Source organism: Solwaraspora sp. WMMD1047 (assembly GCF_029626155.1).
In the GTDB taxonomy this organism is placed as follows: Bacteria; Actinomycetota; Actinomycetes; order Mycobacteriales; family Micromonosporaceae; genus WMMD1047.
Window position 1 is genome coordinate 6,184,200 of the sequence record NZ_JARUBL010000001.1, and the last position, 23,238, is coordinate 6,207,437.

At 71.7% G+C, this 23,238-nt stretch carries 24 protein-coding genes, 1 tRNA gene and 1 pseudogene; 15 read left to right on the forward strand and 11 right to left on the reverse strand.

The annotated features are described in order from the left end of the window. Positions 1–84 precede the first annotated feature (84 nt). Positions 85–1,356, reverse strand: coding sequence for a DUF5931 domain-containing protein (locus O7627_RS28255; RefSeq protein WP_278096497.1), 1,272 nt, complete (start codon positions 1,354–1,356; stop codon positions 85–87). Positions 1,357–1,413: 57 nt separating this feature from the next. Between O7627_RS28255 and O7627_RS28260 the strand changes: the two genes are divergently transcribed. The 5 genes from O7627_RS28260 to O7627_RS28280 are packed head-to-tail and all read left to right on the forward strand — an operon-like array spanning position 1,414 to position 5,656. Further along, positions 1,414–1,884 (forward strand): ATP-binding protein, encoded by a 471-nt coding sequence (locus O7627_RS28260; protein WP_278096498.1) that lies wholly within the window; start codon positions 1,414–1,416, stop codon positions 1,882–1,884. Positions 1,885–1,910: 26 nt separating this feature from the next. Continuing rightward, complete coding sequence (glpK, locus tag O7627_RS28265; RefSeq protein WP_278096499.1) at positions 1,911–3,401, forward strand: glycerol kinase GlpK; 1,491 nt, start codon at positions 1,911–1,913, stop codon at positions 3,399–3,401. Positions 3,402–3,404: 3 nt separating this feature from the next. Further along, a complete protein-coding gene (pnuC, locus tag O7627_RS28270; protein WP_278096500.1) occupies positions 3,405–4,061 on the forward strand; it encodes a nicotinamide riboside transporter PnuC in 657 nt (218 codons plus the stop codon). 27 nt (positions 4,062–4,088) lie between these two features. Then, the gene (locus O7627_RS28275; protein WP_278096501.1) at positions 4,089–5,207 is read left to right on the forward strand and encodes an AAA family ATPase; all 1,119 of its coding nucleotides are present in this window, start codon (positions 4,089–4,091) and stop codon (positions 5,205–5,207) included. Between the two features lie 20 nt (positions 5,208–5,227). Then, positions 5,228–5,656: a nitroreductase family deazaflavin-dependent oxidoreductase gene (locus O7627_RS28280; protein WP_278096502.1), complete on the forward strand. Its 429-nt coding sequence runs from the start codon at positions 5,228–5,230 to the stop codon at positions 5,654–5,656. Positions 5,657–5,717: 61 nt separating this feature from the next. Here O7627_RS28280 and O7627_RS28285 read toward each other — a convergent pair whose 3' ends face one another. Beyond that, the gene (locus O7627_RS28285) at positions 5,718–6,815 is read right to left on the reverse strand and encodes a hypothetical protein (protein ID WP_278096503.1); all 1,098 of its coding nucleotides are present in this window, start codon (positions 6,813–6,815) and stop codon (positions 5,718–5,720) included. Positions 6,816–7,125: 310 nt separating this feature from the next. Here O7627_RS28285 and O7627_RS28290 point away from each other — a divergent pair, with 310 nt between their 5' ends. Beyond that, positions 7,126–7,305, forward strand: a complete 180-nt coding sequence (locus tag O7627_RS28290; RefSeq protein WP_278096504.1) for a hypothetical protein — start codon at positions 7,126–7,128, stop codon at positions 7,303–7,305. A gap of 58 nt (positions 7,306–7,363) precedes the next feature. Here the strand turns inward: O7627_RS28290 and O7627_RS28295 are convergent. Beyond that, positions 7,364–7,666 (reverse strand): annotated as a pseudogene (locus O7627_RS28295) (phosphoribosylaminoimidazolesuccinocarboxamide synthase); the annotation flags it as partial. Positions 7,667–7,744: 78 nt separating this feature from the next. Between O7627_RS28295 and O7627_RS28300 the strand changes: the two are divergent. From O7627_RS28300 to O7627_RS28310, 3 genes are read left to right on the forward strand one after another with little or no spacing between them, the layout of a single operon-like run. Further along, complete coding sequence (locus O7627_RS28300) at positions 7,745–8,221, forward strand: excisionase family DNA-binding protein (RefSeq protein ID WP_278096505.1); 477 nt, start codon at positions 7,745–7,747, stop codon at positions 8,219–8,221. Between the two features lie 4 nt (positions 8,222–8,225). Then, positions 8,226–8,372, forward strand: a complete 147-nt coding sequence (locus tag O7627_RS28305; protein ID WP_278096506.1) for a hypothetical protein — start codon at positions 8,226–8,228, stop codon at positions 8,370–8,372. 45 nt (positions 8,373–8,417) lie between these two features. Further along, the gene (locus tag O7627_RS28310; RefSeq protein ID WP_278096507.1) at positions 8,418–8,783 is read left to right on the forward strand and encodes a PIN domain-containing protein; all 366 of its coding nucleotides are present in this window, start codon (positions 8,418–8,420) and stop codon (positions 8,781–8,783) included. A gap of 58 nt (positions 8,784–8,841) precedes the next feature. Here the strand turns inward: O7627_RS28310 and O7627_RS28315 are convergent, their stop codons facing one another. Beyond that, positions 8,842–9,672 (reverse strand): phosphoribosylaminoimidazolesuccinocarboxamide synthase, encoded by an 831-nt coding sequence (locus O7627_RS28315; protein ID WP_278096508.1) that lies wholly within the window; start codon positions 9,670–9,672, stop codon positions 8,842–8,844. Positions 9,673–9,798: 126 nt separating this feature from the next. Between O7627_RS28315 and O7627_RS28320 the strand changes: the two genes are divergently transcribed. After that, the gene (locus tag O7627_RS28320; RefSeq protein WP_278096509.1) at positions 9,799–11,121 is read left to right on the forward strand and encodes an extracellular solute-binding protein; all 1,323 of its coding nucleotides are present in this window, start codon (positions 9,799–9,801) and stop codon (positions 11,119–11,121) included. A gap of 24 nt (positions 11,122–11,145) precedes the next feature. On the opposite strand, the gene O7627_RS28325 is transcribed toward O7627_RS28320, so the two are convergent. From O7627_RS28325 to O7627_RS28345, 5 genes are all read right to left on the reverse strand, one after another. Next, a complete protein-coding gene (locus O7627_RS28325; RefSeq protein ID WP_278096510.1) occupies positions 11,146–11,391 on the reverse strand; it encodes a hypothetical protein in 246 nt (81 codons plus the stop codon). 71 nt (positions 11,392–11,462) lie between these two features. Then, the gene (locus O7627_RS28330; protein WP_278096511.1) at positions 11,463–12,341 is read right to left on the reverse strand and encodes a helix-turn-helix transcriptional regulator; all 879 of its coding nucleotides are present in this window, start codon (positions 12,339–12,341) and stop codon (positions 11,463–11,465) included. Between the two features lie 229 nt (positions 12,342–12,570). Continuing rightward, positions 12,571–12,647 (reverse strand) — tRNA-Met (locus tag O7627_RS28335). Positions 12,648–12,813: 166 nt separating this feature from the next. Continuing rightward, entirely contained in the window at positions 12,814–15,804 is a 2,991-nt protein-coding gene (locus tag O7627_RS28340; RefSeq protein ID WP_278096512.1) for a UPF0182 family protein, read from the reverse strand. Positions 15,805–15,933: 129 nt separating this feature from the next. After that, positions 15,934–16,947, reverse strand: coding sequence for a PDZ domain-containing protein (locus tag O7627_RS28345; protein ID WP_278096513.1), 1,014 nt, complete (start codon positions 16,945–16,947; stop codon positions 15,934–15,936). A 214-nt stretch (positions 16,948–17,161) separates the two neighbouring features. On the opposite strand from O7627_RS28345, the gene O7627_RS28350 reads away from it, so the two are divergent. Continuing rightward, positions 17,162–18,379: a zinc-dependent metalloprotease gene (locus O7627_RS28350; protein WP_278098466.1), complete on the forward strand. Its 1,218-nt coding sequence runs from the start codon at positions 17,162–17,164 to the stop codon at positions 18,377–18,379. A 2-nt stretch (positions 18,380–18,381) separates the two neighbouring features. Here the strand turns inward: O7627_RS28350 and O7627_RS28355 are convergent, their stop codons facing one another. Both O7627_RS28355 and O7627_RS28360 read right to left on the reverse strand, forming a co-directional pair. Continuing rightward, entirely contained in the window at positions 18,382–18,978 is a 597-nt protein-coding gene (locus O7627_RS28355; protein ID WP_278096514.1) for a hypothetical protein, read from the reverse strand. Positions 18,979–19,011: 33 nt separating this feature from the next. Then, entirely contained in the window at positions 19,012–19,536 is a 525-nt protein-coding gene (locus O7627_RS28360) for a M48 family metallopeptidase (protein WP_278096515.1), read from the reverse strand. Positions 19,537–19,678: 142 nt separating this feature from the next. On the opposite strand from O7627_RS28360, the gene O7627_RS28365 reads away from it, so the two are divergent. From O7627_RS28365 to O7627_RS28380, 4 genes are all read left to right on the forward strand, one after another. Beyond that, entirely contained in the window at positions 19,679–19,990 is a 312-nt protein-coding gene (locus O7627_RS28365; RefSeq protein WP_278096516.1) for a hypothetical protein, read from the forward strand. Between the two features lie 149 nt (positions 19,991–20,139). Next, complete coding sequence (locus O7627_RS28370; RefSeq protein WP_012014940.1) at positions 20,140–20,307, forward strand: DUF5679 domain-containing protein; 168 nt, start codon at positions 20,140–20,142, stop codon at positions 20,305–20,307. Positions 20,308–20,501: 194 nt separating this feature from the next. After that, the gene (locus tag O7627_RS28375; RefSeq protein ID WP_278096517.1) at positions 20,502–21,611 is read left to right on the forward strand and encodes a hypothetical protein; all 1,110 of its coding nucleotides are present in this window, start codon (positions 20,502–20,504) and stop codon (positions 21,609–21,611) included. A gap of 182 nt (positions 21,612–21,793) precedes the next feature. Beyond that, on the forward strand, positions 21,794–23,149 hold the full coding sequence (locus O7627_RS28380) for an AarF/ABC1/UbiB kinase family protein (RefSeq protein ID WP_278096518.1): 1,356 nt from the start codon (positions 21,794–21,796) through the stop codon (positions 23,147–23,149). Positions 23,150–23,238 lie beyond the last annotated feature (89 nt).

Genomic DNA, 23,238 nt, shown 5'->3' on the forward strand with positions numbered 1-23,238 from the left:
ATCGTCCTCGCGGTGCGTCCTGGTCGTCCGCTGCCCGCCCCAGGTCGTCCGCGGTCCACCCTAGGTCGCCGGCCGGGTGGCCGGTCATCGTCGGGGTAGCCGGAGCTCGACCTCGGTCCCCTCCCCCGGCGCCGAGCTGATCTTCGCCGAACCGCCCAGGTCGGTGATCCGCCCCTGGATCGACTGGGCGACGCCCAGCCGGCCCTGCCCGGCCGCCGCCTCCAGCCGGCCGGGCGGGATGCCCGGCCCGTCGTCGCGGATCGACACGGTCACCGCCTCGTCCTCCTCCTCGACCAGCACCCAGGCCCGCCCGCCGCCGTGCTGCGCGGCGTTGTCCAGGGCTGCCTTGACGGCCGCCGCGAGTTCCCGGGCCACCGGGGCGGGCAGCCGGATCGGGGTCGCCGGCATCGCCATCGACACCGTCGGCGAGGAGTAGCCGCCGAGCAGCACCCGCAGATCGAGTTCGTCCCCACCCGCCGGCCCCCCGGTCCGCCCGGCGCCGGCCGGCCCGCCGGTCGTGCGCTCGGCGGGTTGGGCCGGCCCGGTGGCGATCAGGGAGCGCAGCGCGGCCTCCTGCTCGCCGGCCAGCCGGGCCAGCTCGCCCGCCTCCCCGCCGAGCTGGGCACCGCGTCGCTGGACCATCGCGAGGACCTGCAGCACCGAGTCGTGGATGCCCCGGGCGAGCCGCTCCCGCTCCCGGGTCGCGGCCTCCAGCTCGACGGCCCGCTGCAGGCGTTCTTCCGCGGACGCGGCCAGCCGGGTCACGTGGCCGACGGTGAATCCCGCCAGCACCATCAGGATGCCGCCGGTGAAGCTCGACCCGGTGATCCGGACCCGGACCGCCAGGTCTGCGGCGGCGAGTACCAGCGCGGCGGCCAGGCCGCGCCGCCGCCCTCCGGAGACCGCCCAGGTCAGCACCGGTGCGGCCAGCCAGGCCACGCCGAGCGTCGGCACCCCGGCGGCCAGCGCCGACCGGCCGATGACCCAGGGCGAGACCAGCAGGGCGGCCAGGGCGACGGCCAGGTCCGCGCTGAGCAGCGGCCACCGTCGCCGGTCGGGCCGGGCGTAGGCGTACGCCGTGAGCACCGTCCAGCCGGCCATCGCCACCAGTACGACGGCGGCCGCCCCGGGCCGGGCGAACTGGGACAGGTTGCGGACGGCGAGGACGACGACGTAGCCGAGCGCGGCGAACCGGAAGACGGCGATGGCCCGCCAGAGCGGCAGTTGGAAGCTGCCCGGCGGGTCCCCGGTCCGGCCCGGACCCGACGACGACGGTGGCACCCGCCGACCCTGCCACACCGGGCCGGTGGCGCCGACACCACCGGCCGGGACGACCGCGGTGGTGCGTAGCCGCATTTCCTGACGTAGGGTGAGAAAGCCGCGAATCACCGACGATCAGTGGCGGGGCGGACCATGACCGACGCAGACGACATCGCACCGCGTACGGTTGTGCCCATCGACGTCTCCCCCCTTCTCACCCAGACCTTCAACCGGGGCCAGGTCACCGAGCTGCGCCACTCGGTCACCTCCTGCGCCGCGGCGACGGGTCTGGCCGGCCAGCGGCTGGACGACTTCGTGCTCGCCGTCAACGAGTTGATCACCAATGCCGTCCGGCACGGCGGGGGGCGCGGACACCTGCGGATGTGGCAGGAGCCGCGGGAGGTGGTCTGCGAGGTCTCCGACGACGGCGCGGGCATTGCGGCCGATCGGCTCGCCGACCGGGACCGACCCACCCCCGGCACCGCCGGTGGCTGGGGTCTCTGGCTGGCCCGCAACCTCGCCGACGAGATGGCGGTCCGGACCGGACCGGCCGGGACGACGGTACGGGTCAGCGCCGCGCTCGGCCGCGTCGCGCCCAGCCCGGCCACGGAGCAGGTGGACTGAGGCCCGGGTCACGGTACGGTGCTCCGATGACCGGTCACCACGTCGCCGCGATCGATCAGGGCACCACCTCCTCCCGGTGCATCGTCTTCGACGCCGACGGCGGCGTCGTGTCGGTGGCCCAGCGGGAACACCGGCAGATCTTCCCCCGGCCCGGCTGGGTCGAGCACGACGCGGCCGAGATCTGGGCCGCCGTCCAGGCCGTGGTCGGCGAGGCGCTGGCCGCCGCGTCCATCGAGCCGGCGCAGCTCGCCGCGGTCGGCATCACCAACCAGCGGGAGACCACCGTCGTCTGGGACCGGGCCACCGGCGAGCCGGTCGGCAACGCGATCGTCTGGCAGGACACCCGCACCACCGGGCTGCTGCGGGAACTGGACCGCGACCTCGGCGAGCAGCGGTTCCGCCGGACCACCGGGCTGCCGCTGGCCACCTACTTCGCCGGTCCGAAGCTCCAGTGGATGCTGGCAACCGTCGACGGACTGCGGGCCAGGGCCGAACGCGGCGAGGTGCTCTTCGGCACCATGGACTCCTGGCTGATCTGGAACCTCACCGGCCGGCACGTCACCGACGTGACGAACGCCAGCCGGACCCTGCTGATGGACCTCGGCACGCTCGACTGGGATCCGGAGCTGCTGGCCGCGATGGGCATCCCGGCGGCGATGCTGCCCGAGATCAGGTCCTCGGCCGAGGTGTACGGCCCGGCCCGCGGGGCGCTGTCCGGCGTACCGGTGGCCAGCGCCCTCGGTGACCAGCAGGCGGCGCTGTTCGGCCAGACCTGCTTCCAGCCCGGCGAGGCGAAGTGCACCTACGGCACCGGCAGCTTCCTGCTGATGAACACCGGCGCCACCCCGGTCACCTCGGAACACGGGCTGCTCACCACCGTCGGCTACCGGATCGGCGACCAGCCGCCCGCGTACGCGTTGGAGGGGGCGATCGCGGTCACCGGGTCGCTGGTGCAGTGGCTGCGCGACAACCTCGGCCTGATCGCGACGGCCGCCGAGGTGGAGGAGCTGGCCCGCACCGTCGACGACAACGGCGGCTGCTACTTCGTACCGGCGTTCTCCGGGTTGTTCGCGCCGCACTGGCGCGGCGACGCCCGAGGGGTGATCGCCGGCCTGACCGGCTACATCACCAAGGGCCACCTGGCCCGGGCGGCGCTGGAGGCGTCGGCATGGCAGACCCGCGAGGTGGTCGACGCGATGAACGCCGACTCCGACGTGGCGCTGCGCCGGCTGCGGGTGGACGGCGGAATGACCGCCAACGAGCTGCTCATGCAGTTCCTCGCCGACGTGCTCGACGTACCGGTGGTCCGCCCGACGGTGGCCGAGACGACCTGCCTCGGCGCCGCGTACGCGGCCGGCCTGGCGGTCGGGTTCTGGCCGGACCAGCAGACGCTGCGGGCCAAGTGGCGCTCGGACGCGCAGTGGCAACCGGCGATGGAGCCGGCGCACCGCGACCGGGAGCTGCGCCAGTGGCGCAAGGCCGTGCAACGCTCGCTCGACTGGGTCGACGAGGACTGACGGGTGGGCGGCGCGGTGCTGGACTGGCTCAACTCCACGGCGGTGACCGCCTTCGGCACCCCGACCAGCTGGGCGGAGCTGCTCGGCTTCGGCACCGGCCTGCTCTGCGTGGCGCTCGTCGTGCGGCAACACATCGCCAACTGGCCGATAGGCATCCTGAACGTGCTGCTGCTGATGGTGGTCTTCTGGACCGCCGGCCTCTACGCCGACGCCTGGCTGCAGGTCGTCTACGTGCTGCTCGGCGGCTACGGCTGGTGGCAGTGGGCGTACGGCGGGGCGAACCGCTCGACCCTGCGGGTGCGCTCCACCACCGGGCGCGAGTGGGTCGGCCTGGCCGCCGCCGGGCTCGCCCTGACCGGGGCGATCTGGTACGTGCTGGCGCACCACACCGGCTCCACGGTGCCGCTGCCGGACGCCCTCACCACGGCGCTGTCGCTGTTGGCCACCTACGGCCAGGCCCGCAAGCTGGTGCAGAGCTGGTGGCTCTGGATCACCGCCGACCTGATCTACATCCCGCTCTACGGCTACAAGGACCTGTGGCTGACCGCGATCCTGTACCTCGCCTTCCTGGCGCTGTGCGTGCTGGGTCTGCGGGCCTGGCGGGCCGAGCTGCGCAACCCGACCGGGTCGACCCCGGTCCCCGCCCCGGTCCCCGCCTGAGCCATGCCGCGTCGATACCCGCACGGAATGGTGGTCGGCAAGTTCTATCCGCCGCACGCCGGTCACCACCGGCTGATCGACGCGGCGGCGGCCGGCTGCGAACGGGTGACCGTGGTGGTGGCCCCGTCCCGGGTGGAGTCGATCCCACTGGAGCTGCGGCTGGCCTGGCTGCGCGAGACGCACGCGGCGACGCCCTGGGTACGGTTCGTCGGGGTGCTCGACGACACCCCGGTCGACTACCACGACCCGGCGATCTGGGACGCGCACTGCGCGCTGTTCCGGTCCGCCGCCGGCGACCCGGTCGACGCCGTCTACAGCTCCGAGGCGTACGGCGACGAGTTGGCCCGGCGGTTCTCGGCCGTGCACGTCTGCGTCGACCCGGACCGGGCCACCGTGCCGGTCTCCGGGACCGCCATCCGCGCCGACCCGGTCGCGCACTGGCCGCACCTGGCCCCGCCGGTCCGGGCCTGGTTCACCCGCCGGGTCGTGGTGGCCGGCGCCGAGTCCACCGGCACCACCACGCTGGCCCGCGACCTGGCCGCCGCGCTGCGCCGCCGCGGCGGGGTCTGGTCGAACACCCGCTGGGTTCCGGAGTACGGCCGGGAGTTGACCGCGCAGAAGCTGGCCGCGCTGCGGGCCGTCGACCCGGCGGCGACGGTCTCCGACGTCGAGTGGTCACCGGAGGACTTCGTCGCGGTCGCGCGCGCCCAGAACCGGGCCGAGGACGACGCGGCGCGCGACGGCGCCCCGATCCTGGTCTGCGACACCGACTCCCGGGTCACCCAGGTCTGGCAGGAACGCTATCTGGGCGCCGCCTCGCCGGCCACGGTCGCCGCCGCCCGACTGCCCGACCTGTACCTGCTCACCGACCATGCGGGCGTGCCGTTCGACGACGACGGGTTGCGCGACGGGGAACACCTGCGAGAGTGGATGACCGGACGGTTCCGCGAGGTGTTGGGCGCTGCCGGCGTACCCGTGCGGGAAGTGACCGGTCGGCCGCGGACCCGGCTGGCGGCCGCGCTCGCGGCCTGCGACGACCTGCTGGCCCGGGGTTGGGGGTTGGCCCCACCGCTGGAAGCGCGGGCCGGCCCCGGTAGCGGGAATGCCGGACCGCCGGACCGGGTTCAGTTCCATTTGGGACGGTAGCAACGAGAGCAGGAGGAACCATGGCAGAAGCCGGGTCGTGGAACGACAAGGTGATCGCGGAGTTCCGGGCGAACGGAGGGAAGGTCGGCGGCATCTTCGAGGGCGCCCCGATGGTGCTGATGCACCACACCGGCCGCCGCAGCGGCAAACAGTATGTGACGCCGGCGGTGTACCTGCCCGGCGACGACGGCCGGATCCACGTCTTCGCATCGTTCGCCGGCGCCCCGGTCCACCCCCAGTGGTACGCCAACCTGGTGGCCGCCGGCAGGTCGACAGTCGAGGTCGGCACCGAGACGTTCCCGGTCACCGTCACCGAGCTGACCGGCGAGGAACGCGACCGGGTCTACGCCGAGCAGGCCAGCCGGTTCCCGAACTTCGGCGAGTACGCCGAGAAGACGCGGGGCATCCGGACCATCCCGGTGCTCGCCCTGGACCGGGTCGCCGGCTGAGCCGACGGGCCGACCCGGCGCCCGGGATCGCGGGCGCCGGGTCGGCGGTGCCGACCGGCGGTCAGCGGTTGGTGGTCTGGCTCACCGTGAACCGGGCGTTCACCAGGGCGCCCGCGGAGTTGCGGCAGTCGACGTCCACCCGGGACCCGGAGCCGCTGGAGAAGAGCTCGGTCACCTTGCAGGCGACCCCGGGGGTGTGGTGCGCGGTCGCCATCGGCGAGCCGGCGTCGAAGGCCGGTACCCGGGTCAGCCTGACCTGGTAGCGGCCGGTCGCGATCCGGCGAACCTCGTTGGTCTCGAACTGCGAGTTGAACGAGTGCAGCGCGTTCGGCTCGTAGTCGGTGCCCAGCGGCGCGTCGAAGTCGTCGGCCCAGACGTACCCGCCGTGCTCGACGCCGTCGTTGGCGACGTGCTGGTCGTGGTAGCGCAGCCACCACTTCTCGTCCACCAGCTGGCCGGCCGGCGTGTAGCAGCGCACGTCGGCGGTGCTCGCCGCCCAGCCCCGCACGTTGCAGTGGTTGCCGTTGAAGCCGGCGGCGGTCACGTGCACCAGCCCGCCGAGCTGGCTGAACCCGCCGAAGGAGACCCGGTAGACCCCGACCGAGGTCCGGGTGATCCCGTTGGTGCCGCCCTTCGAGTTGTACGAGTGGTCGGGGTCGGCGGTGTAGGACGAGGTGCCCGGCCGGTCGGCGAAGAGGTACGCGCTCTGGTGCGGGTTGGCCGAGCCGGCCCGGTGGTACTGGGCCACGAACTGGCTGTCGACGAGCGCGCCGCCGGCCGTGGTGCAGCGCACCCCGACGTGTGCGTCGCCGCCGTTCACCTCGAAGGTGTCCGACTTGCAGCGGTTGCTGTGCTCGCCGTACGCGGTCACCTGGACGTTGCCGCCGACGAAGAGGCCGAGCAGCGGCATCCGGACTGTGTAGCGGCCGGTGCCGTGCCGGGTGACGGTGTTGGTGAAGCCCTTCGAGTTCGCCGACATCCGGGGGTTCGGGGTGTACGACGGGTTGGTCGGCTGGTCGGCGAAGACGAAGCCGTACTCGGGTGCGGTCGCCGCCGCCCCGACGTCGCCGGCGGGCGCGGCCAGTGCCGGGCCGGCGGTGAGCAAACTCAGACCGGCGGCCAGCGCCGTGGTGAGCAGGACGCGAACGGTACGTCGCATCGCGGGTTCCTCCAGTGGGTGTTGGTTGGTGTCGCCGGGCCGCGGTGGCGGACCGGCAACCAACACCCTGCGGGAGACCCCTGGGCGGCCAGTGGGCAAGCGATGGGCACGACGAGTCAGCCGCCCGACACCATGGGCGGTAGGCAGCCGTAGCAACGCTGCTGCCGTTGTTCCTCTACCGGGTGTACATGCCGATCCAGCGCTCGAGGCGCTGCCTGACCCGGGGTGTCGACGACGGGATCATCGGCGATCTGGCCTGCGGCGCGCAGGACGTGCACGAGATGAGCTGCGGTCCTGGGACATTGAGGCAGTGTCCCCGGACGAGTTCGTCCGCGATCAGATAAGCCTGGATCGCAGCACGGTGTACGCCGCTGTCCAGCAGATCGCCAATTCATGGCGGAATCCACCGGGCAGCGTCGAGGATGTGCTGGACCGCCTCGAACGATCTGGTCTCGGCGTCAGCGTCGCCGAGTTGCGGGCCGGAGGCTGAGCCGGCAGTTTCTCCACCGGACTGTCGGGCCAGCGTCGTCAAGCTGGGGACCGGCGGGTCACCAGGTGTGGCCGGTGAGGCGCTCGTACACCTCGACGTAGCGGGACCGGGTCGCCTCGACGACCTCGGCCGGCACCTGCGGCGCGGGCGGGGTCTTGTCCCAGCCGCTGCCGGCCGCCCAGTCCCGCACGTACTGCTTGTCGAAGGAGAACTGGGTCCGGCCCGGCTGGTACGCGTCCGCCGGCCAGAACCGGGACGAGTCCGAGGTGAGCACCTCGTCGGCGAGCAGCAGCATGCCGTCCGGCGCCCACCCGAACTCCAGCTTCGTGTCGGCCATCAGAATGCCCCGCTCGGCGCCCCGGTGGGGACACGTGACCGCGTACCACGACGGACAGGACGGCGGGCGTTTCGCTTGTTACACTTGCTTCGAATAATGCGGATGGCAGATGAGGTGGTGGTCATGGCTCTGGCAGTAAGCCCGGTCGCACCCGACCCACAGTCGGTTGCGGTCGCGGCCGAGGCGCTTCCTCGCGTCCAGGCGTACCTCCGAACCCACCAGGACAGTTCAGCCACCGTCCGGCTGATCGACGATGAGGACGGCGGTCAGCTCGTGGTCCCCCGTGGCGCCGTTGAGCTGCTCGCCCGGGTGCTCGCGCATATGGCCAACGGGCACAGCGTTTCAGTCGTGCCGGCACACGCCGAGCTGACCACCCAGCAGGCCGCAGAGCTGCTCAACGTCTCCCGGCCATACCTGATCGGCTTATTGGACGCCGGCGAGATCGAATACCGGAAGGTCGGTACCCATCGACGTGTCATGGCCGGTTCGCTCCTGGCCTACAAGCACCAGGACGACGCACGACGTCGCGCAGCGGCCGACGAACTGACGCAGCTCGCGCAAGAGATGGATCTGACCTGACGCCATGACCTTCGTAGCCGTCTACGACGCCAGCGTTCTCTACCCGAGCACCCTGCGTGACCTTCTACTCCGAATCGCCCAGTCCGGCCTCGTGGACGCCAAGTGGACCGAGCAGATACTCGACGAAGTGTTCTCCGCGCTGCGTCGATAACGGCCCGATCTCGACACCGCCAAGCTGGCCCGCACCCGCGCGCTCATGGGCACCGCCGCGCGAGACTGGCGGGTCAGCGGCCATGAGCGCCTCATCGACTCTCTGAAGCTGCCCGATCCCGACGACCGGCATGTGCTCGCCGCCGCCATCCGCGCACGCGCCCAGATCATCGTCACCTCCAACCTCCGTCACTTTCCCGCCGATGAACTGCGGTCCTGGGACATTGAGGCAGTGTCCCCGGACGAGTTCGTCCGCGATCAGATAAGCCTGGATCGCAGCACGGTGTACGCCGCTGTCCAGCAGATCGCCAATTCATGGCGGAATCCACCGGGCAGCGTCGAGGATGTGCTGGACCGCCTCGAACGATCTGGTCTCGGCGTCAGCGTCGCCGAGTTGCGGGCCGGAGGCTGAGCCGGCAGTTTCTCCACCGGACTGTCGGGCCAGCGTCGTCAAGCTGGGGACCGGCGGGTCACCAGGTGTGGCCGGTGAGGCGCTCGTACACCTCGACGTAGCGGGACCGGGTCGCCTCGACGACCTCGGCCGGCACCTGCGGCGCGGGTGGGGTCTTGTCCCAGCCGCTGCCGGCCGCCCAGTCCCGCACGTACTGCTTGTCGAAGGAGAACTGGGTCCGGCCCGGCTGGTACGCGTCCGCCGGCCAGAACCGGGACGAGTCCGAGGTGAGCACCTCGTCGGCGAGCAGCAGCATGCCGTCCGGCGCCCAGCCGAACTCCAGCTTGGTGTCGGCCACCAGAATCCCCCGCTCGGCGGCCAGCTCGGCGCCCCGCCGGTAGACCGCCAGGGTCGTCTCCCGCAGTCGCTCGGCGGTCTCGGCCCCCACCTTCGCCGCCACCTCGGCGAAGGTCATGAACTCATCGTGCTCGCCCACCGGTGCCTTGGTGGTCGGGGTGAAGATCGGTGCCGGCAGGATCGACGCCTCCACCAGGCCGCGCGGCAGCTCGACCCCGGAGACGGCACCGTCGCGCTGGTACTCCCGCAGGCCCAGCCCGGTCAGGTAGCCGCGCGCGATGCACTCGACCGGGACCATCTCCAGCCGGCGGCAGCGCACCGCCCGGCCGGCGAACTCGGCCGGCACGTCGGTGGCGGAGATGACGTGGTTGGGCACCAGGTCGGCGAGCTGGTCGAACCACCACAGCGACAGCGCGGTGAGCAGCCGGCCCTTGTCCGGGATCGGGGTGGGCAGCACCACGTCGTAGACCGAGATCCGGTCCGAGGCGACCAGGATCAGGTCGTCGCCGTCGGCGTACACGTCCCGGACCTTGCCGGAATGCAGCAGTTCCACCGGCCCAGTAGACCATGTGCCGCGACAACCGCCGGGACGGACCGGACGGACGTTGACACCCGGCCGCGTGACCTGTGTAAATAGTCCCGATCACCGCTGAGTTGACCGGTGCCGTCAGGAGCTGTCGTGCCCCCTTGCCTGCCCTCCCCGGCGCCGCGCCGGCCCGGTGCCCGGCGCCTGTTCGGTGCCGCGCTCGCCGCCCTGCTCGCGTTGACCGTCCTCACCGCCTGCGGCGGCGAGGACGACGGGCCGGTCGACGAGCGGGTCCAGCTCTCGATCTTCTGGTGGGGCGCGGAGCGCCGGGCCGAGCTGACCGAGCAGGCGCTGAACCTCTACACCGAACGGCACCCCGAGGTCACCTTCCGGGTCACCTGGCAGGGCAACACCGGTTACTACGACCGGCTCTCCACCGAGGCGGCCAGCGGCAACGCCCCCGACCTGTTCCAGATCGACGACAACTACCTCACCGAGTACGCCGAACGCGGCATCACCCTGGACCTGACCGACTACGTCAACGACAACCGCCTCAACCTGACGAACCTGCCGAGCAGCCTCGCCCAGTACGGCCAGATCGGTGGCCGCACGATGGGGGTGGCCGCCGCCGAGAACACCCCCGGCATGATCTACAACAAGTCGCTGTTGGAGCGGCTCGGCCTGCCCGAACCGCGGATCGGCATGACGTACGAGGAGTTCATCGACTGGGCGGTCGCCGTGACCGAGCGCACCGACGGTGAGACCGCCGGCACGATGGACCCGTCCGCCGACTACAAGGCGCTCTGGCTCTGGCTGCGGTCGGAGGGCAAGGAGCTCTATCAGGGCCGGCAGGTCGGCTTCACGGTCGAGGACCTGACCCGCTGGTTCGACCTGTGGCAGCGCGCCCGCGCGGCGCAGGCCACCCCCGAACCGGCCGTCATCACCCAGGCGAACAGCGGTGACGTGACCCGGCAACTGGTCGCCACCGGGCAGGCCGCGACGTCGTTCATGTGGTCCAACCAGCTACCCGAGCTGCAGAAGCTGACCGAGGACGAGCTCGCCGTCGTCACCTACCCGGGGGCACCGGAGGCCCAGTGGGCGCGGGCCTCGATGTACTGGGCCGCGTTCCGGGGCACCCGGCATCCCGAGATCGTCATTGACGTGATCAACTTTCTGACCAACGATGTGGCGGCCGGTCGGATCCTCGGTACGGAACGCGGGCTGAGCGCGAACCTCGACGTGCGGGCCGCGGTCCAGGAGTCGCTCACCGACGAGAGCATGCGACGCTCCGCGGTCTTCGAGACCGGGATGGCCGAGCGGTTCGGTCCCGCTCCGGTGCCGCCGCCCAAGGGGCACGCCCGGGTCCGCGCCCTGCTGCTGACCGCGGCCGAGGACGCCCAGTTCGGCCGGGCCACCACCCGGGACGCGGCGGCCCGGTTCATCGCCCAGGCCAACGCCGCGCTCACCGCCGGATGAACCCTTCCCGAGCCCGGCTCGGGGCTACCGCCGACCGGACCGCCGACCGCGCATGATCAGCAACACGATCAGGACTATCACCCCGATCACCACCAGGCAGCAGAGCGCCCCGAAGATGCCGAAACCGCCTCGCGGCCGGCGGCGGGCCGCCTCCACCGCCAGTTCGCCGGGACCGGACGCCGCCCACGCCGCCACCGGTACGAAGACCGCCAGCGACACCGCGGTCAGGATCGCGCCCAGCCGGGCGCCCCATCGTCGTAGAAATGCCATGGCTACATGGTGCTAGTCGGGCGCAACCCCGGCCGGTCGCCACACCGGTAGGCGGCCGATCATCGACGGCGCTAGAGCTCGCGCAGCATGCGGCGCAGGATGTCCGGCGTGCTGGTCGGCGGCTCCGCCTCGATGAACAGTCGGCTCACCGCCGCCGCGTACCGGTCCACCTCGTCGCGCTTCTCGATGTAGAGGGCGTTGGTCAGGTACTCGAAGTAGACGACATCCGGCAGTTCCTCGTCGGGGAAGCGCAGGATGGTGAACGCGCCACCGGCGGCCGCGTGTCCACCGGCGGTGAACGGGATCACCTGCAGCCGTACGCCGGGTAGCTCGGTGGCCTCCAGCAACGACTCCAACTGGCCACGCATCACCTTGCGACCGCCGATCGGCCGGCGGAGCACCGCCTCGTCGACCACCGCCCACAGCCGGGAGTTGTCGGACCGGTCCAGCACCTGCTTGCGGATCATCCGGAGCTCGACCCGACGGTCCACCTCCTCGCCACCGGATTCGCCGTAGCCGAGCATGATGACGCTGCGGGCGTACTCCTCGGTCTGCAGCAGGCCGGGGACGAACTGGACCTCGTAGGTACGGATCAGGCTGGCCGCGGCCTCCAGGTCCAGGTAGTACTGGAACCAGGTGGGCAGCAGGTCGCCGAAGCGGTGCCACCAGCCGGGCTGGTTGGCCTCGCGGACGACGGAGAGCAGCTCCGAACGCTCCGCCTCATCGGTGACTCCGTAGAGCTTGAGCAGGTCGGCGACGTCGCGCTCCTTGAAGCCGACCCGGCCCAGCTCCATCCGGCTGATCTTGGACTCGGAGGCCCGGATCAGGTAGCCGGCCGTCTCGCGGGTGACCTGGTTGGCCTCCCGCAACCGGCGCAGCCGGGCGCCCAGCTGCATCCTGCGGACCGTCGGCCCGCCTATCGAACCGCCATCCTGATGAGCACTGCTCACCGCGGACCTCCGGTTGCCATCCACAGGAACAACGTCGTCGTAGTTCCGCCCGTGAGCGTGCCATGGTCGACGGCGAAACCAGATCCACCGAATGCCCGACTCCGGATACCCGGGGCCGGGCGGTGGGGACCGCTTCACCAGTCGCCACAATACTTGTCGATCAGCGGAACGCCAGTCGGGCCGGCAGGTGAAAAGGCCCGCCAGATAATTATCTGGCGGGCCTTTTCGGTGGTAGCGGGGACAGGATTTGAACCTGCGACCTCTGGGTTATGAGCCCAGCGAGCTACCGAGCTGCTCCACCCCGCGTTGACTCGTTAACACTAGCGCACCCGCCCGCCGACCCGCAAAACGGGGGGCCTACGCCCCGGAACATCACCCCTGAGCTGGGAAGTCGGGTTCACGGCGGGAATGCGGCGGGGCGGCGGATCGTCGTCCGATCCGCCGCCCCGGTCAGCATCCGCCAGCCGCCCCGCTAGCCGCCCGGCGTGGGTGCCGGGGTCTGCGGCGGTGGCGCCGCCCCGGGAGCCGCCCGCTGGGCGGCCTGGAACTCGTCCATCGCCACGTCCAGCGCCTGCAGCGCCCGGCCGTACCGCTCGAAGTCGCCGGAGGCCTGGGCCGCCTTGACCTCCTCGATCGCCAGCCGCACCTTCTCCGCCGCGGCGGCGAGGTCGCCGGGGACGGCCGGCGGCGCCGTCACGGTTGGCGACGGCTCCGGGGTGGCCGACGGCGGTGGCTCCTCGCCACCGGGATCCGGCGGTGGTGCCGGGGTGCCGGTACCACCCTCCTGGCCCTGCCTGACCAGTTCGGCGATGCCCTCCTCGATGGTGTTGGCGAGCACCACGTACTCGCCGCCGTCGCCGTAGGAGAGCAGCACCCGCTGCAGCAGCGGATAGGCGTTTGTCTGGTTGCTCTTCACGTACACCGGCTCGACGTAGAGCATGCCGTCTTCGAACGGCAGCGACAGCAGGTTGCCGTACTGCACCTGGGCCTGGTTCGAGGAGAGCAGGTTCAGCTGCTGCCGGATCGTCGCGTTGGTGTTCGTCATCCGTTGGTGGACCTGCACCGGACCGGCCACCGCGGTCTCGTCCGGCAGCTCCAGCACCTGCAACTGTGGACGTCCGTCCACATACGACCCGCTGATCAGGGCGGCGAGGTTCTGCCGACCGGCCGGGGTCACCGCCGAGGTGAGCTGGAAGCGCGGCTCGGACTGCTCGGGGAGCTGGGTGTAGAGGTAGTACGGCGGCTGCTTGGTGCCGCTGTCCGGCGCGTCCGGAACGTTCGGCACCTCCCAGAAGTCCTGCCCGGAGAAGAACTCCGACGGATCGGTGACGTGGAACCGGGACAGCAGGTTGCGCTGCACCTTGAACAGGTCGGCCGGGTAGCGGAAGTGCGCCACCAGGCTGGCCGGGGTCTCGGCCTTCGGCACCACCAGGTCGCCGCCGAACGCCTTGTTCCACGCCTTGAGCACCGGGTCGGTCTCGTCGAACTCGTAGAGCTTCACAGTGCCGTCGTACGCGTCGACGGTGGCCTTCACCGAGTTGCGGATGTAGTTCACGTTCTCCCGGGCGAGCTGGAAGGTGCCCAGCCCGGTCAGCTCGTCGGCGGTCTGCTCCTGCAGGTTGACCTGCTCGGCGTAGGGGTAGGTCGCGGCGGTGGTGTAGCCGTCCACGATCCACTGGATCCGGCCGTCGACGATCGCCGGGTACGGGTCGCCGTCCAGGGTCAGGAACGGGGCGATCTTCTCCACCCGGTCCCGGGGGTTACGCACGTAGAGCAGCTTGGAGGCGTCGTTCAGCGCGTCGGAGAGCAGGAAGTTCGGCTCCTGCTCCTTGATGGCGTAGACCAGCCGGCGCGGGAACGAGCCGACCTCGACACCACCCGAGCCGGTGTAGGTGTAGTACTGCTCGCCGCCGGCCGCGGTCGGCCGGTCGAACTCGACGTTGCGCTCCGGGTCGGACTGCCCCACGATCACGTAGTCGCTGCCGTCCATCTGCTCGCCGAAGTAGATCCGCGGCTGCTCGGCCGGGATCTCCTCGGTCGACGACGAGCACGCCTCCTGGGCGGCCTGGTCGCCGAGGAAGCCCGAGACGAAGAACGGCTGGCCGCCGCAGACCACCTGGTTCGCGGGGGCGCTGACCATCCCGTACCCGTGGGTGAAGACGGTGTGGCGGTTGATCCAGTTGCTCTGCTGGGTGGTGAGCTCGCCGTAGTTGATCTCCCGCATGCCGACCACGTAGTCCTGGGTCTCGGCCCCGACGGTGTACCGGTCGATGTCCAGCTTGGGACCGAAGTCGTAGAAGCCACGCACCTGCTGGAGCTGGGTGTAGGTCTCGGAGACCAGTTGCGGGTCGAGCAGCCGGATGTTCGGGACCACCGCCTCGTCGGTGGCGAGGCTCTCCGGCGGTCGCAGGTTGCTGGCCGGATACGGCGTCGTCTTGCTGTCGGCCAGCCCGAACGCCGCCCGGGTCGCATTGATGCTGCGTTCGATGTACGGCGCTTCCTTGCTCAGCACGCTGGGGCGTACCTCGAAGGTCTGCACGGCCCACGGGTAGATGCCACCGATGGCCACCGCGGAGATCCCCAACAGGGCCAGCGAGATGCCCGGCCAGACCAGGTTCCGCATCACCGCGTTGGAGAAGATGATGATCGCCAGCGCCACCACGATCGAGATGTAGGCCAGGATCTCCTTCGCCGGCAGCAGCGCGTTGATGCCGGTGTACCCGGCGCCGTAGAGATTGACCCCGTCGTTGAACTCCAGCAGCATGGCCCGCCGGTCCAGCACGTACGCAACCGCCTTGAGGAGCACGAAGACGGCCACCAGGCTGGTCAGGTGTGCCCGCGCGGCGGTGGTCATCCGGTCGCCGACGCCCTGCAGCCGCACCCCGCCGAAGATGTAGTGCACGGCCAGCGCGCCGATCACGGCGAGCACGACGGCGGTGAAGCCGAGCCCGAGCAGGTAGCGCCAGAACGGGAACTGGAAGACGTAGAAGCCGATGTCGATGCCGAACTCCGGGTCGTCCACTCCGAAGTCCTGGGCGTTGCGGAACAGCAGCCACTGGCTCCACCGGCCCTGCGCGGAGAGCCCGGCGAAGAACCCGACGACGATCGCCACGGCGGCGATCCAGGCACCGATCCGCGGCGCCAGCAGCATCCTGTAGCGGTCCAGCGTCGCCTGCTCCGGCGAGTGCGGCCGCAGCATCGGCCGCAGCCGGTAGGCCAGCCACAGGTTGCCGCCGATCACCGCGGCCATCGCGACCGCCCCGGCGACGAAGAGCAGCAGTCTGGTCGTCAGCACGCCGGTGAAGACCTGGGTGTAGTCGACCTCACCGAACCAGAGCCAGTCCGTCCACGCCTGGACGCCCCAGCCCAGCAGTGTGAAGAGCAGGAAGACCCCGAGGAGTACGCCGACCGTGACGCGCCCGCGCCGACTCATCCTCGGCAGGGGACCGCTTCTCATGACCACTGTTGACTCTCCGCACGCTCAGATGCCGCCGGTCCGACCAGGCACCTACACTACGGGGTGATCCTGAACGTAATCGGCCCACCTCTGAACCGTTGCCGAATAGTCCCGCCGGGCCGGCCGCCCGGCCGGTCAGCAGCGGACCGGGTCACCGCCGGCGCGGAGCGTTTCCAGGGCGGTCAGCGCCTCGTCGAGGGTGCCGACCCGGACCAGCGGCAGGTCGGGCTGGGCGTTGCGCACCGCCTCGGCGCAGTTGTCCGCCGGGACCAGAAACGCGACCGCGTCGGCGGCCTTGGCTCCGACGAGCTTCTGCGGAATGCCGCCGATCGGGCCGACCCGCCCCTCCTCGTCGATGGTGCCGGTGCCGGCGATGATCTTCCCGCCGGTCAGGTCGTCGGGTTCGATCTTGTCGATGATGCCGAGCGCGAACATCAGACCGGCACTCGGCCCGCCGATGTCGTTCAGGTCGATCTTCAACTCGAAGGGTTTTGGCTGCTGCTGCTCGATCTCCACCCCGATCCTCGGCACCCCGTCGGATTCGCGGCTGGTGATCTCGGCGGTGGCGGCGGCGCCCGCCCGGGTGTAGCCGATGGTCAGCGCCGTCCCGGCCGGCTCGGCCCGGATCAGCTCGGTCAGCTTGCCGGCGGTCGGCAGCGGTGCCCCGTCGACCGAGGTGATCACGTCGCCGACCTGCAGCACCCCGGCCGCCGGCCCGTCCGGTCGGACCGCCTTCACCACCACCTGCACCGGGTAGCCGAGCTTGCGCAGCGCGGCCGTCTCCGCGCTGGTCTGCGAGGCGGCGAAGTCCTCGGCGTTGCGCTCGTCGACCTGCTCCTCGGACTGCCCCGGCGGGTAGATCAGCTCGTACGGCACCACGGCCTGGTCGTCGGAGAACCAGCCGGCGATGGCGGAGAGCAGCTTCACGTCGGGCTGCACCCCGACGGTGGTCAGGCGGAGCTGCCCGGCCGAGGTCGAGGTCTCCCGGCCGGAGATCTGGATCACCTCGGTCCCGTCCTCCTCGCCCAACGTGTTGACGGTCGGTCCCGGGCCCAGCACCACGTACGGAATCGGGGCGGCAAGGACACCGACGCTGAGCAGTGCGGTGATCAGCGCGCCGAGCAGAACCGTGACACCGCGACGTCTCATGGGCCAGAGCGTACCGAGCGGCGCTCGCCGACCCGCCGTCCCAGCCCGGTTTCGCGGCGTCGGCGTTCCTGGCAGTTCGCTGAGTTCTCGCTGGGCGCAACGCCGGCGGCGGCATCCGGTACCGCCGCGCGCGTACCGTGGACCCGTGCCTGATATTCCGTTCGGCTTCGCGCTTCCGGGTGGCCAGCCGCCCGACCCCAACGACCCGCAGCAGATGCAGCAGTTCATGGTGCAGCTGCAGCAGCTGCTGGCCGGTCCGACCAGCGGCCCGGTCAACTGGGACCTCGCCCGCCAGGTGGCGGCCAGTCAACTCGCCTCGGCCGGCGACCCCGCCGTCAGCCCGTTCGAGCGCAACGCGGTGGAGGAGGCGCTCCGGCTGGCCGACCTCTGGCTGGAGCCGGCCAGCGCGCTGCCCTCCGGGATCCGGTCCTCGGTCGCGTGGAACCGCAACGAGTGGATCTACCGGACCCTCGACGTGTGGCGCAAGCTCTGCGACCCGGTCGCCGGGCGGATGGTCAACGCGATGGGTGACCTGGTGCCGCCGGAGGCCCGGGCCCAGCTGGGCCCGATGCAGTCGATGGTGACCACGCTCGGTGGCGCGCTCTTCGGCGGCCAGCTCGGGCAGGCGCTCGGCTCGCTCGCCGCCGAGGTGCTCTCGGCCGGCGACATCGGGCTTCCGCTCGGACCGGCCGGCACGGCCGCGTTGGTGCCGGCCAACATCCGGGCGTACGGCGAGGGCCTGGAGCTGCCGGAGGACGAGGTACGCCTCTACGTGGCGCTGCGGGAGGCCGCCCACCAGCGGCTCTTCGAGCACGTACCGTGGCTGCGCGGGCACATCCTGACCGCGGTGGAGATGTACGCCTCGGGGATCACGGTGAACCGGGAGGCGATCGAGGAGGCGATGGGCCGGATCGATCCGGGCAACCCGGAGTCGATGCAGGCGATCGCCCTGGAGGGGATCTTCACCCCGGACGACACCCCGGCCCAGAAGGCGTCGCTGGCCCGGCTGGAGACCGCCCTGGCGCTGGTCGAGGGGTGGGTCTGCCACGTGGTCGATTCGGCGGCCGCGGACCGGCTGCCGAACGTGGTCCGGCTCGGGGAGGCGTTCCGCCGTCGTCGGGCGGCCGGTGGGCCGGCCGAGCAGACCTTCGCGGCCCTGGTCGGGCTGGAACTGCGGCCCCGGCGGCTGCGGGAGGCGGCGGCGCTGTGGGCCGCGCTCACCGAGCACCGGGGCATCGCCGGGCGGGACGCGCTGTGGGGCCACCCGGACCTGCTCCCCTCCGACGAGGACTTCGCCGACCCGCAGGCGTACGCCCGCTCCCAGTTCGACGCCGGGGAGCTGGAGGGGTTCGATTTCGACGCCCCGCCGGCGGACGGACCGTCAGCGGACGGACCGCCGGCCGATGGCTCCGCCGGGCCCGACCGGGACTGACCTCAGCCGCCGAGGAGGACCCGGGTGGTGTCCCAGCCCTCCACGGCCGGGTCGAGGGTCGCCAGGTCGGCGGGGCCGCGCAGCCGCCGCCAGGCCGGGGTGATCGAGACCTCGCCAGGCTGCGGCGCGGCGGCGCGGATCGCCGGCGCGGCCGCGGTGTCGAGGTCGATCTCGGGCAGCCAGTCCGGGGCGGGCAACCGCGCGGCCACCCCGAGCAATCCGCCGCCGGGGGCGCCGGGCGCCACCGCGACCGGCCGGGTGGTCAGCGGGCGGAGCAGTTTGCCCAGGATCAGACCTGGTACGTCCGGAGCGTCGGCGGCGATGACGGCCGCCTGGTCGTATCCGTCGGCCTGGGCGGCGGCCAGCGCCGCGCCGACGCTCCGGGTCGGCAGCCGGTAGATCGGCATGCCCGGCCAGGCCACCGCCTCGGCCAGCGGCAGGTCGTCGGCGGTCGCCGCGATGGCGGGTTCCACCTCGCTGAGGGTGGCGATCAGGTCGACGACATCCTCGGCGAGCGCGGCCCGCCAGCTCTCCGGATCGGTGCCGGGCGGTGCCCACGGAACCGGGCCGAGCAGGGCCACCAGCACGCGTTTCGCCACTCGGGAACCCTAACCGCCCGCTGCCCGGGGTGCTCAGCCCGGGGCGGCGGACGCGGCGGCGACACCCTCCAGGTAGCCGCGGGCGCGTTCGGCCTTGGGGTACCGCCCGACGAGCGCCCAGAACCGGGCGTTGTGACTCGGCACCACGAGGTGGGCCAACTCGTGCAGCAGGACGTAGTCGATCACCCAGTCCGGCATCTCCTGGATCCGGTGGGAGATGCGGATCGTCCGGTCCGCCGGGGTGCAGGAGCCCCAGCGGCCGTTCTGGTTGGTGACCCAGCGGACGCTGGCCGGCACCGCGACCCGGTCGTGCTCGCTGAGGTACCGGCCGATCAGGTTGCGGGCCCGGGCCAGCAGTTCGGCGTCGGAGCGTTCACAGCGGCCCTCCCGGGCGGCGAGCCGGGCCAGCATCCGGTCGACCCACTCGCTCTCCTCGGCCCGGGAGAACTGGTCGGGGATGAGCACAACCACCCGCTCACCGTCCCGGTAGGCGGACACCGTCCGGCGTCGGCGCTGACTGCGCCGCACCTCGACGACGGGCTTGCGTACGCCAGCCATTAGCGGCTCGCGCAGCCCCGAATTTCGGTCACGATGGCAAACTAATGCGTACTGACCAGGGGACCGCAAGAGTCAACGCAGCGACACGCGCCGGAAAAATGATGATTGAGGCCGGCCCGTCCGGAAAATTCTTGACCCGATCATGGTAATCGGTTCCGCGCGCCCACTGTCACGAACGCGGATCACCGCCCGGGCGACCCGCGACCAGCAGCCGGACCACGAGGCCCGAGCCGATCTTGGCAGCACGCTCAGCTCGGGCCTGCGCCGCCCCCCGCCCGAGCGCGACGCCGCGGGGCAGGCGCGGCGCGACGCCCCCGAAACCACGCCGCTGACCGGTTTCCGGGGCACTCTGAGCGGGTTCATCCGGCGTGTCCCTGCGAAACTGACTTATCCGACCTATTCCGGCATGCACACTCTCGTCGTCGGCTTCCTCACAGTGTCGACGCATTACTGACATGGAACCGCCCGTACCTGGGTAGGGTCCGCGGACCGGCGGTCACAGCGGTGGCCGCGGAGAAACCCCAGCGCCGGCGCCCTCGTGGCCCGCCGCCGGGCGCACGTCGGAGTCTCGGGACCCTGGCGAACGAGAACGAGGAGGGCACCGTGGCCGATCAGGCACAGACCTACAACGGTTACTGCGTGAAGTGCAAGGAGAAGCGTGATTTCGAGGGCAGGGTCGAGGTGTCCAAGACGGGCATGAACATGGCCAAGGGCAAGTGTCCCGTGTGTGGAACAACAGTCAACCGGATCCTGGGTAAGGCGAAGGTCTGACGGGATCCGGTCCGCACAACGCGGGAAGGGGCGGCCATCCGGCCGCCCCTTCCCGCGTTCCCGGAACGGCACCCCGATTACTACCGGCCAGTTGTTGATAACTCGACGGATTCTGTGGATAGACCAGTGCATCGCTTGGCCCGCCTGTGGATATCCTCGACGGACGGCGGCCGGTTGATGACAGCCTGTCGCCCATGGCGAAGATTTCTCAGCCCGGCCGCGTCCGGAGCGGCTCGGCGCTGCCCCGGCCGACCCTGCTGCCCGGCCTGGCCCGACTCTGGCGCACCCGGCACACCCTGCAGCTGGGGCTCGACCCGGCCCGCGCGGTCGTCCTCGAAGTCGCGGACCCGGCCGCCGTCCGGCTGCTCGACCTGCTCGACGGCACCCGCAGCGAACGGGCCGTGCTGGAGCACGCCAGCCGGATCGCCGTCGCCAGGGACGACGCCCGCGAGCTGCTCGACATCCTGCGCGACGCCGGTCTGGTGGTCGGCGCGCAGAGCCTGTTCCCCGGCGAGCTACCCGAGCCGGCCCGGCGCCGGCTCGCCGCCGAGGCGGCCGCGATCGCGCTGCGGGGAGCGGAGGCGCCGGCCAGCCCCGCCCAGGTGCTCCGACGGCGCTGGGCCGCCCGGGTGGTCGTGACCGGGCAGGGGCGGCTCGCCGCCCCGGTGGCGGTCACCCTCGCCCAGGCCGGCGTCGGACACGTGGTTCCCGACCTGACCGGCGAGGTGTCCCCGGTCGACGTGGTCGGTTCCTGGCTCGCCCCGGCCGACCTGGGCCGACCCCGGGCCGCCGCGGTGGCGGACGCCATCACCCGGAGCGCGCCGGGCACCCGGACCCGACCGATCGCCCGTCAACTGGCCAGCCTCGTGGTCCAGGTCGGCATGGACCGGCCAGCCGGCCTGCTCGCCGCCGGCTACGCCGAGCGCCGCCAGGCCCACCTGCTGGTCGGCCTGCGGGACGGTACCGCCGTCGTCGGTCCGCTCGTGTCCGGTCCCGGCGTGCCCTGCCTGAACTGCCTCGACCTGCACCGGCAGGACCGGGATCCGGGTTGGCCCGCGATCGCCGCGCAACTGGCGGCCGGCGGCCCGCCAGAGCCGTGCGCGGCACCGACCCTGATCGCCGCCGCCGGCTACGCCGCGGCCGAGGTGCTCACCTTCCTCGACGGCGGGACGCCGGAGACCGTCGGCGGCGCCACCGAGATCAGCGCCCCGGGACAGCTGCGCCGCCGGAGCTGGCCACCGCACCCCGGTTGTCCGTGCGGTCGTCGCCGACGCCGTCCCCGAACAACCCCAACCGCCGCCTGAGGCGGCAGATCGCCCCGTTCGCAGCTGCTCACCGGTCGGGCGGATCTGACCGGAAATTACCCGGCAGGGGTATCGCCGGTCCTCGCCGCCAGCGGGTTGACCAGCCAGCTAATGGAGCGGACGTGGCCTGGGCCACCCCGGCACAGCAGTCAGGATCGGCGCAGGTCGGTAACAATGATCGGGTGACCGACATCCCGCGCCGGGCCGTGTCCCGGACCGCCAAGCTCGCCGCACTGCCGCTCGGCTTCGCCGGGCGGACCGTACTCGGCGTCGGCAAGCGCGTCACCGGGCTGGCGTCGGATGTCATCTCCGCCGAGATCCAACAACGCACCGCCGAGCAGCTCTTCAGCGTCCTCGGGCAGCTCAAGGGCGGCGCGATGAAGTTCGGGCAGGCCCTGTCGGTATTCGAGGCGGCCCTGCCCGAAGAGGTCGCCGCGCCGTACCGGCAGGCGCTGACCAAGCTCCAGGAGGCGGCCCCGCCGCTCCCCGCGGCCAGCGTGCACAAGGTGCTCGAAGAACAGCTCGGCCCCGACTGGCGGGAGCTGTTCGACGAGTTCGACGACAAGCCCGCCGCCGCCGCGAGCATCGGCCAGGTGCATCGGGCGATCTGGAGGACCACACCCGCCGGCACCCGCCGCCGCCGGACGACGAAAGCCGGCCGGCCCGTGGCTGTCAAGATCCAGTACCCGGGCGCCGGGGACGCCCTGCTCAGCGACCTCAAACAGCTCTCCCGGCTGGGCGGGATGTTCCGGGCGATCCAGCCCGGCCTGGACATCAAGCCACTACTGGCCGAGCTGCGGGCCCGGATCACCGAGGAGCTCGACTACGAGCTGGAGGCCGAGACCCAGCGGACCTTCGCGGCCGCGTACGCCGGTGACCCGGACATCCTGGTGCCCGAGGTGGTCGCCGCCGCGCCCCGGGTGTTGATCACCGAGTGGATCGAGGGCAAGCCGCTCTCCGAGATCATCAGCGGCGGCACGGCGGAGGAGCGGGACCGGGCCGGGCGGCTGATGGCGACCCTGCACTTCTCTGCGCCCACCCGGGCCGGGCTGCTGCACGCCGATCCGCATCCGGGCAACTTCCGGCTGCTGCCGGACGGCCGGCTCGGCGTGATCGACTTCGGGGCCGTGGCCCGGCTGCCGGGCGGCCACCCGGAGCCGATCGGCCGGCTGGTCCGGTTGGCCCTGGCTGGCGACGCCGACGAGGTGGTGGCCGGGCTGCGGGCTGAGGGCTTCATCAAGCCGGACGAACCGATCGACGCGCCGGCCGTACTCGAATTCCTGCTGCCCATGCTGGAGCCCATCGCGGTGCCCGAATTCCAGTTCACCCGGGCCTGGCTGCGGGCCGAGGCCGCCCGGCTGGGCAGCCCCAGGTCACCCGCGTTCCAACTGAGCCGGCAGCTCAACCTGCCGCCGTCCTACCTGCTGATCCACCGGGTCACCCTCGGCTCGATCGGGGTGCTCTGCCAGTTGGAGGCGCGGGCCGCGTACCGGAGCATCCTGGAACGCTGGCTACCCGGCTTCGCCCCCGTCGCCTGACGGGCCGGACACGCGAGGCAGGGACCTGTCGGCGACGACAGGTCCCTGCCTCGATCGGTGCGCCGTATTACGGGAGGCCGGCCTCGCGG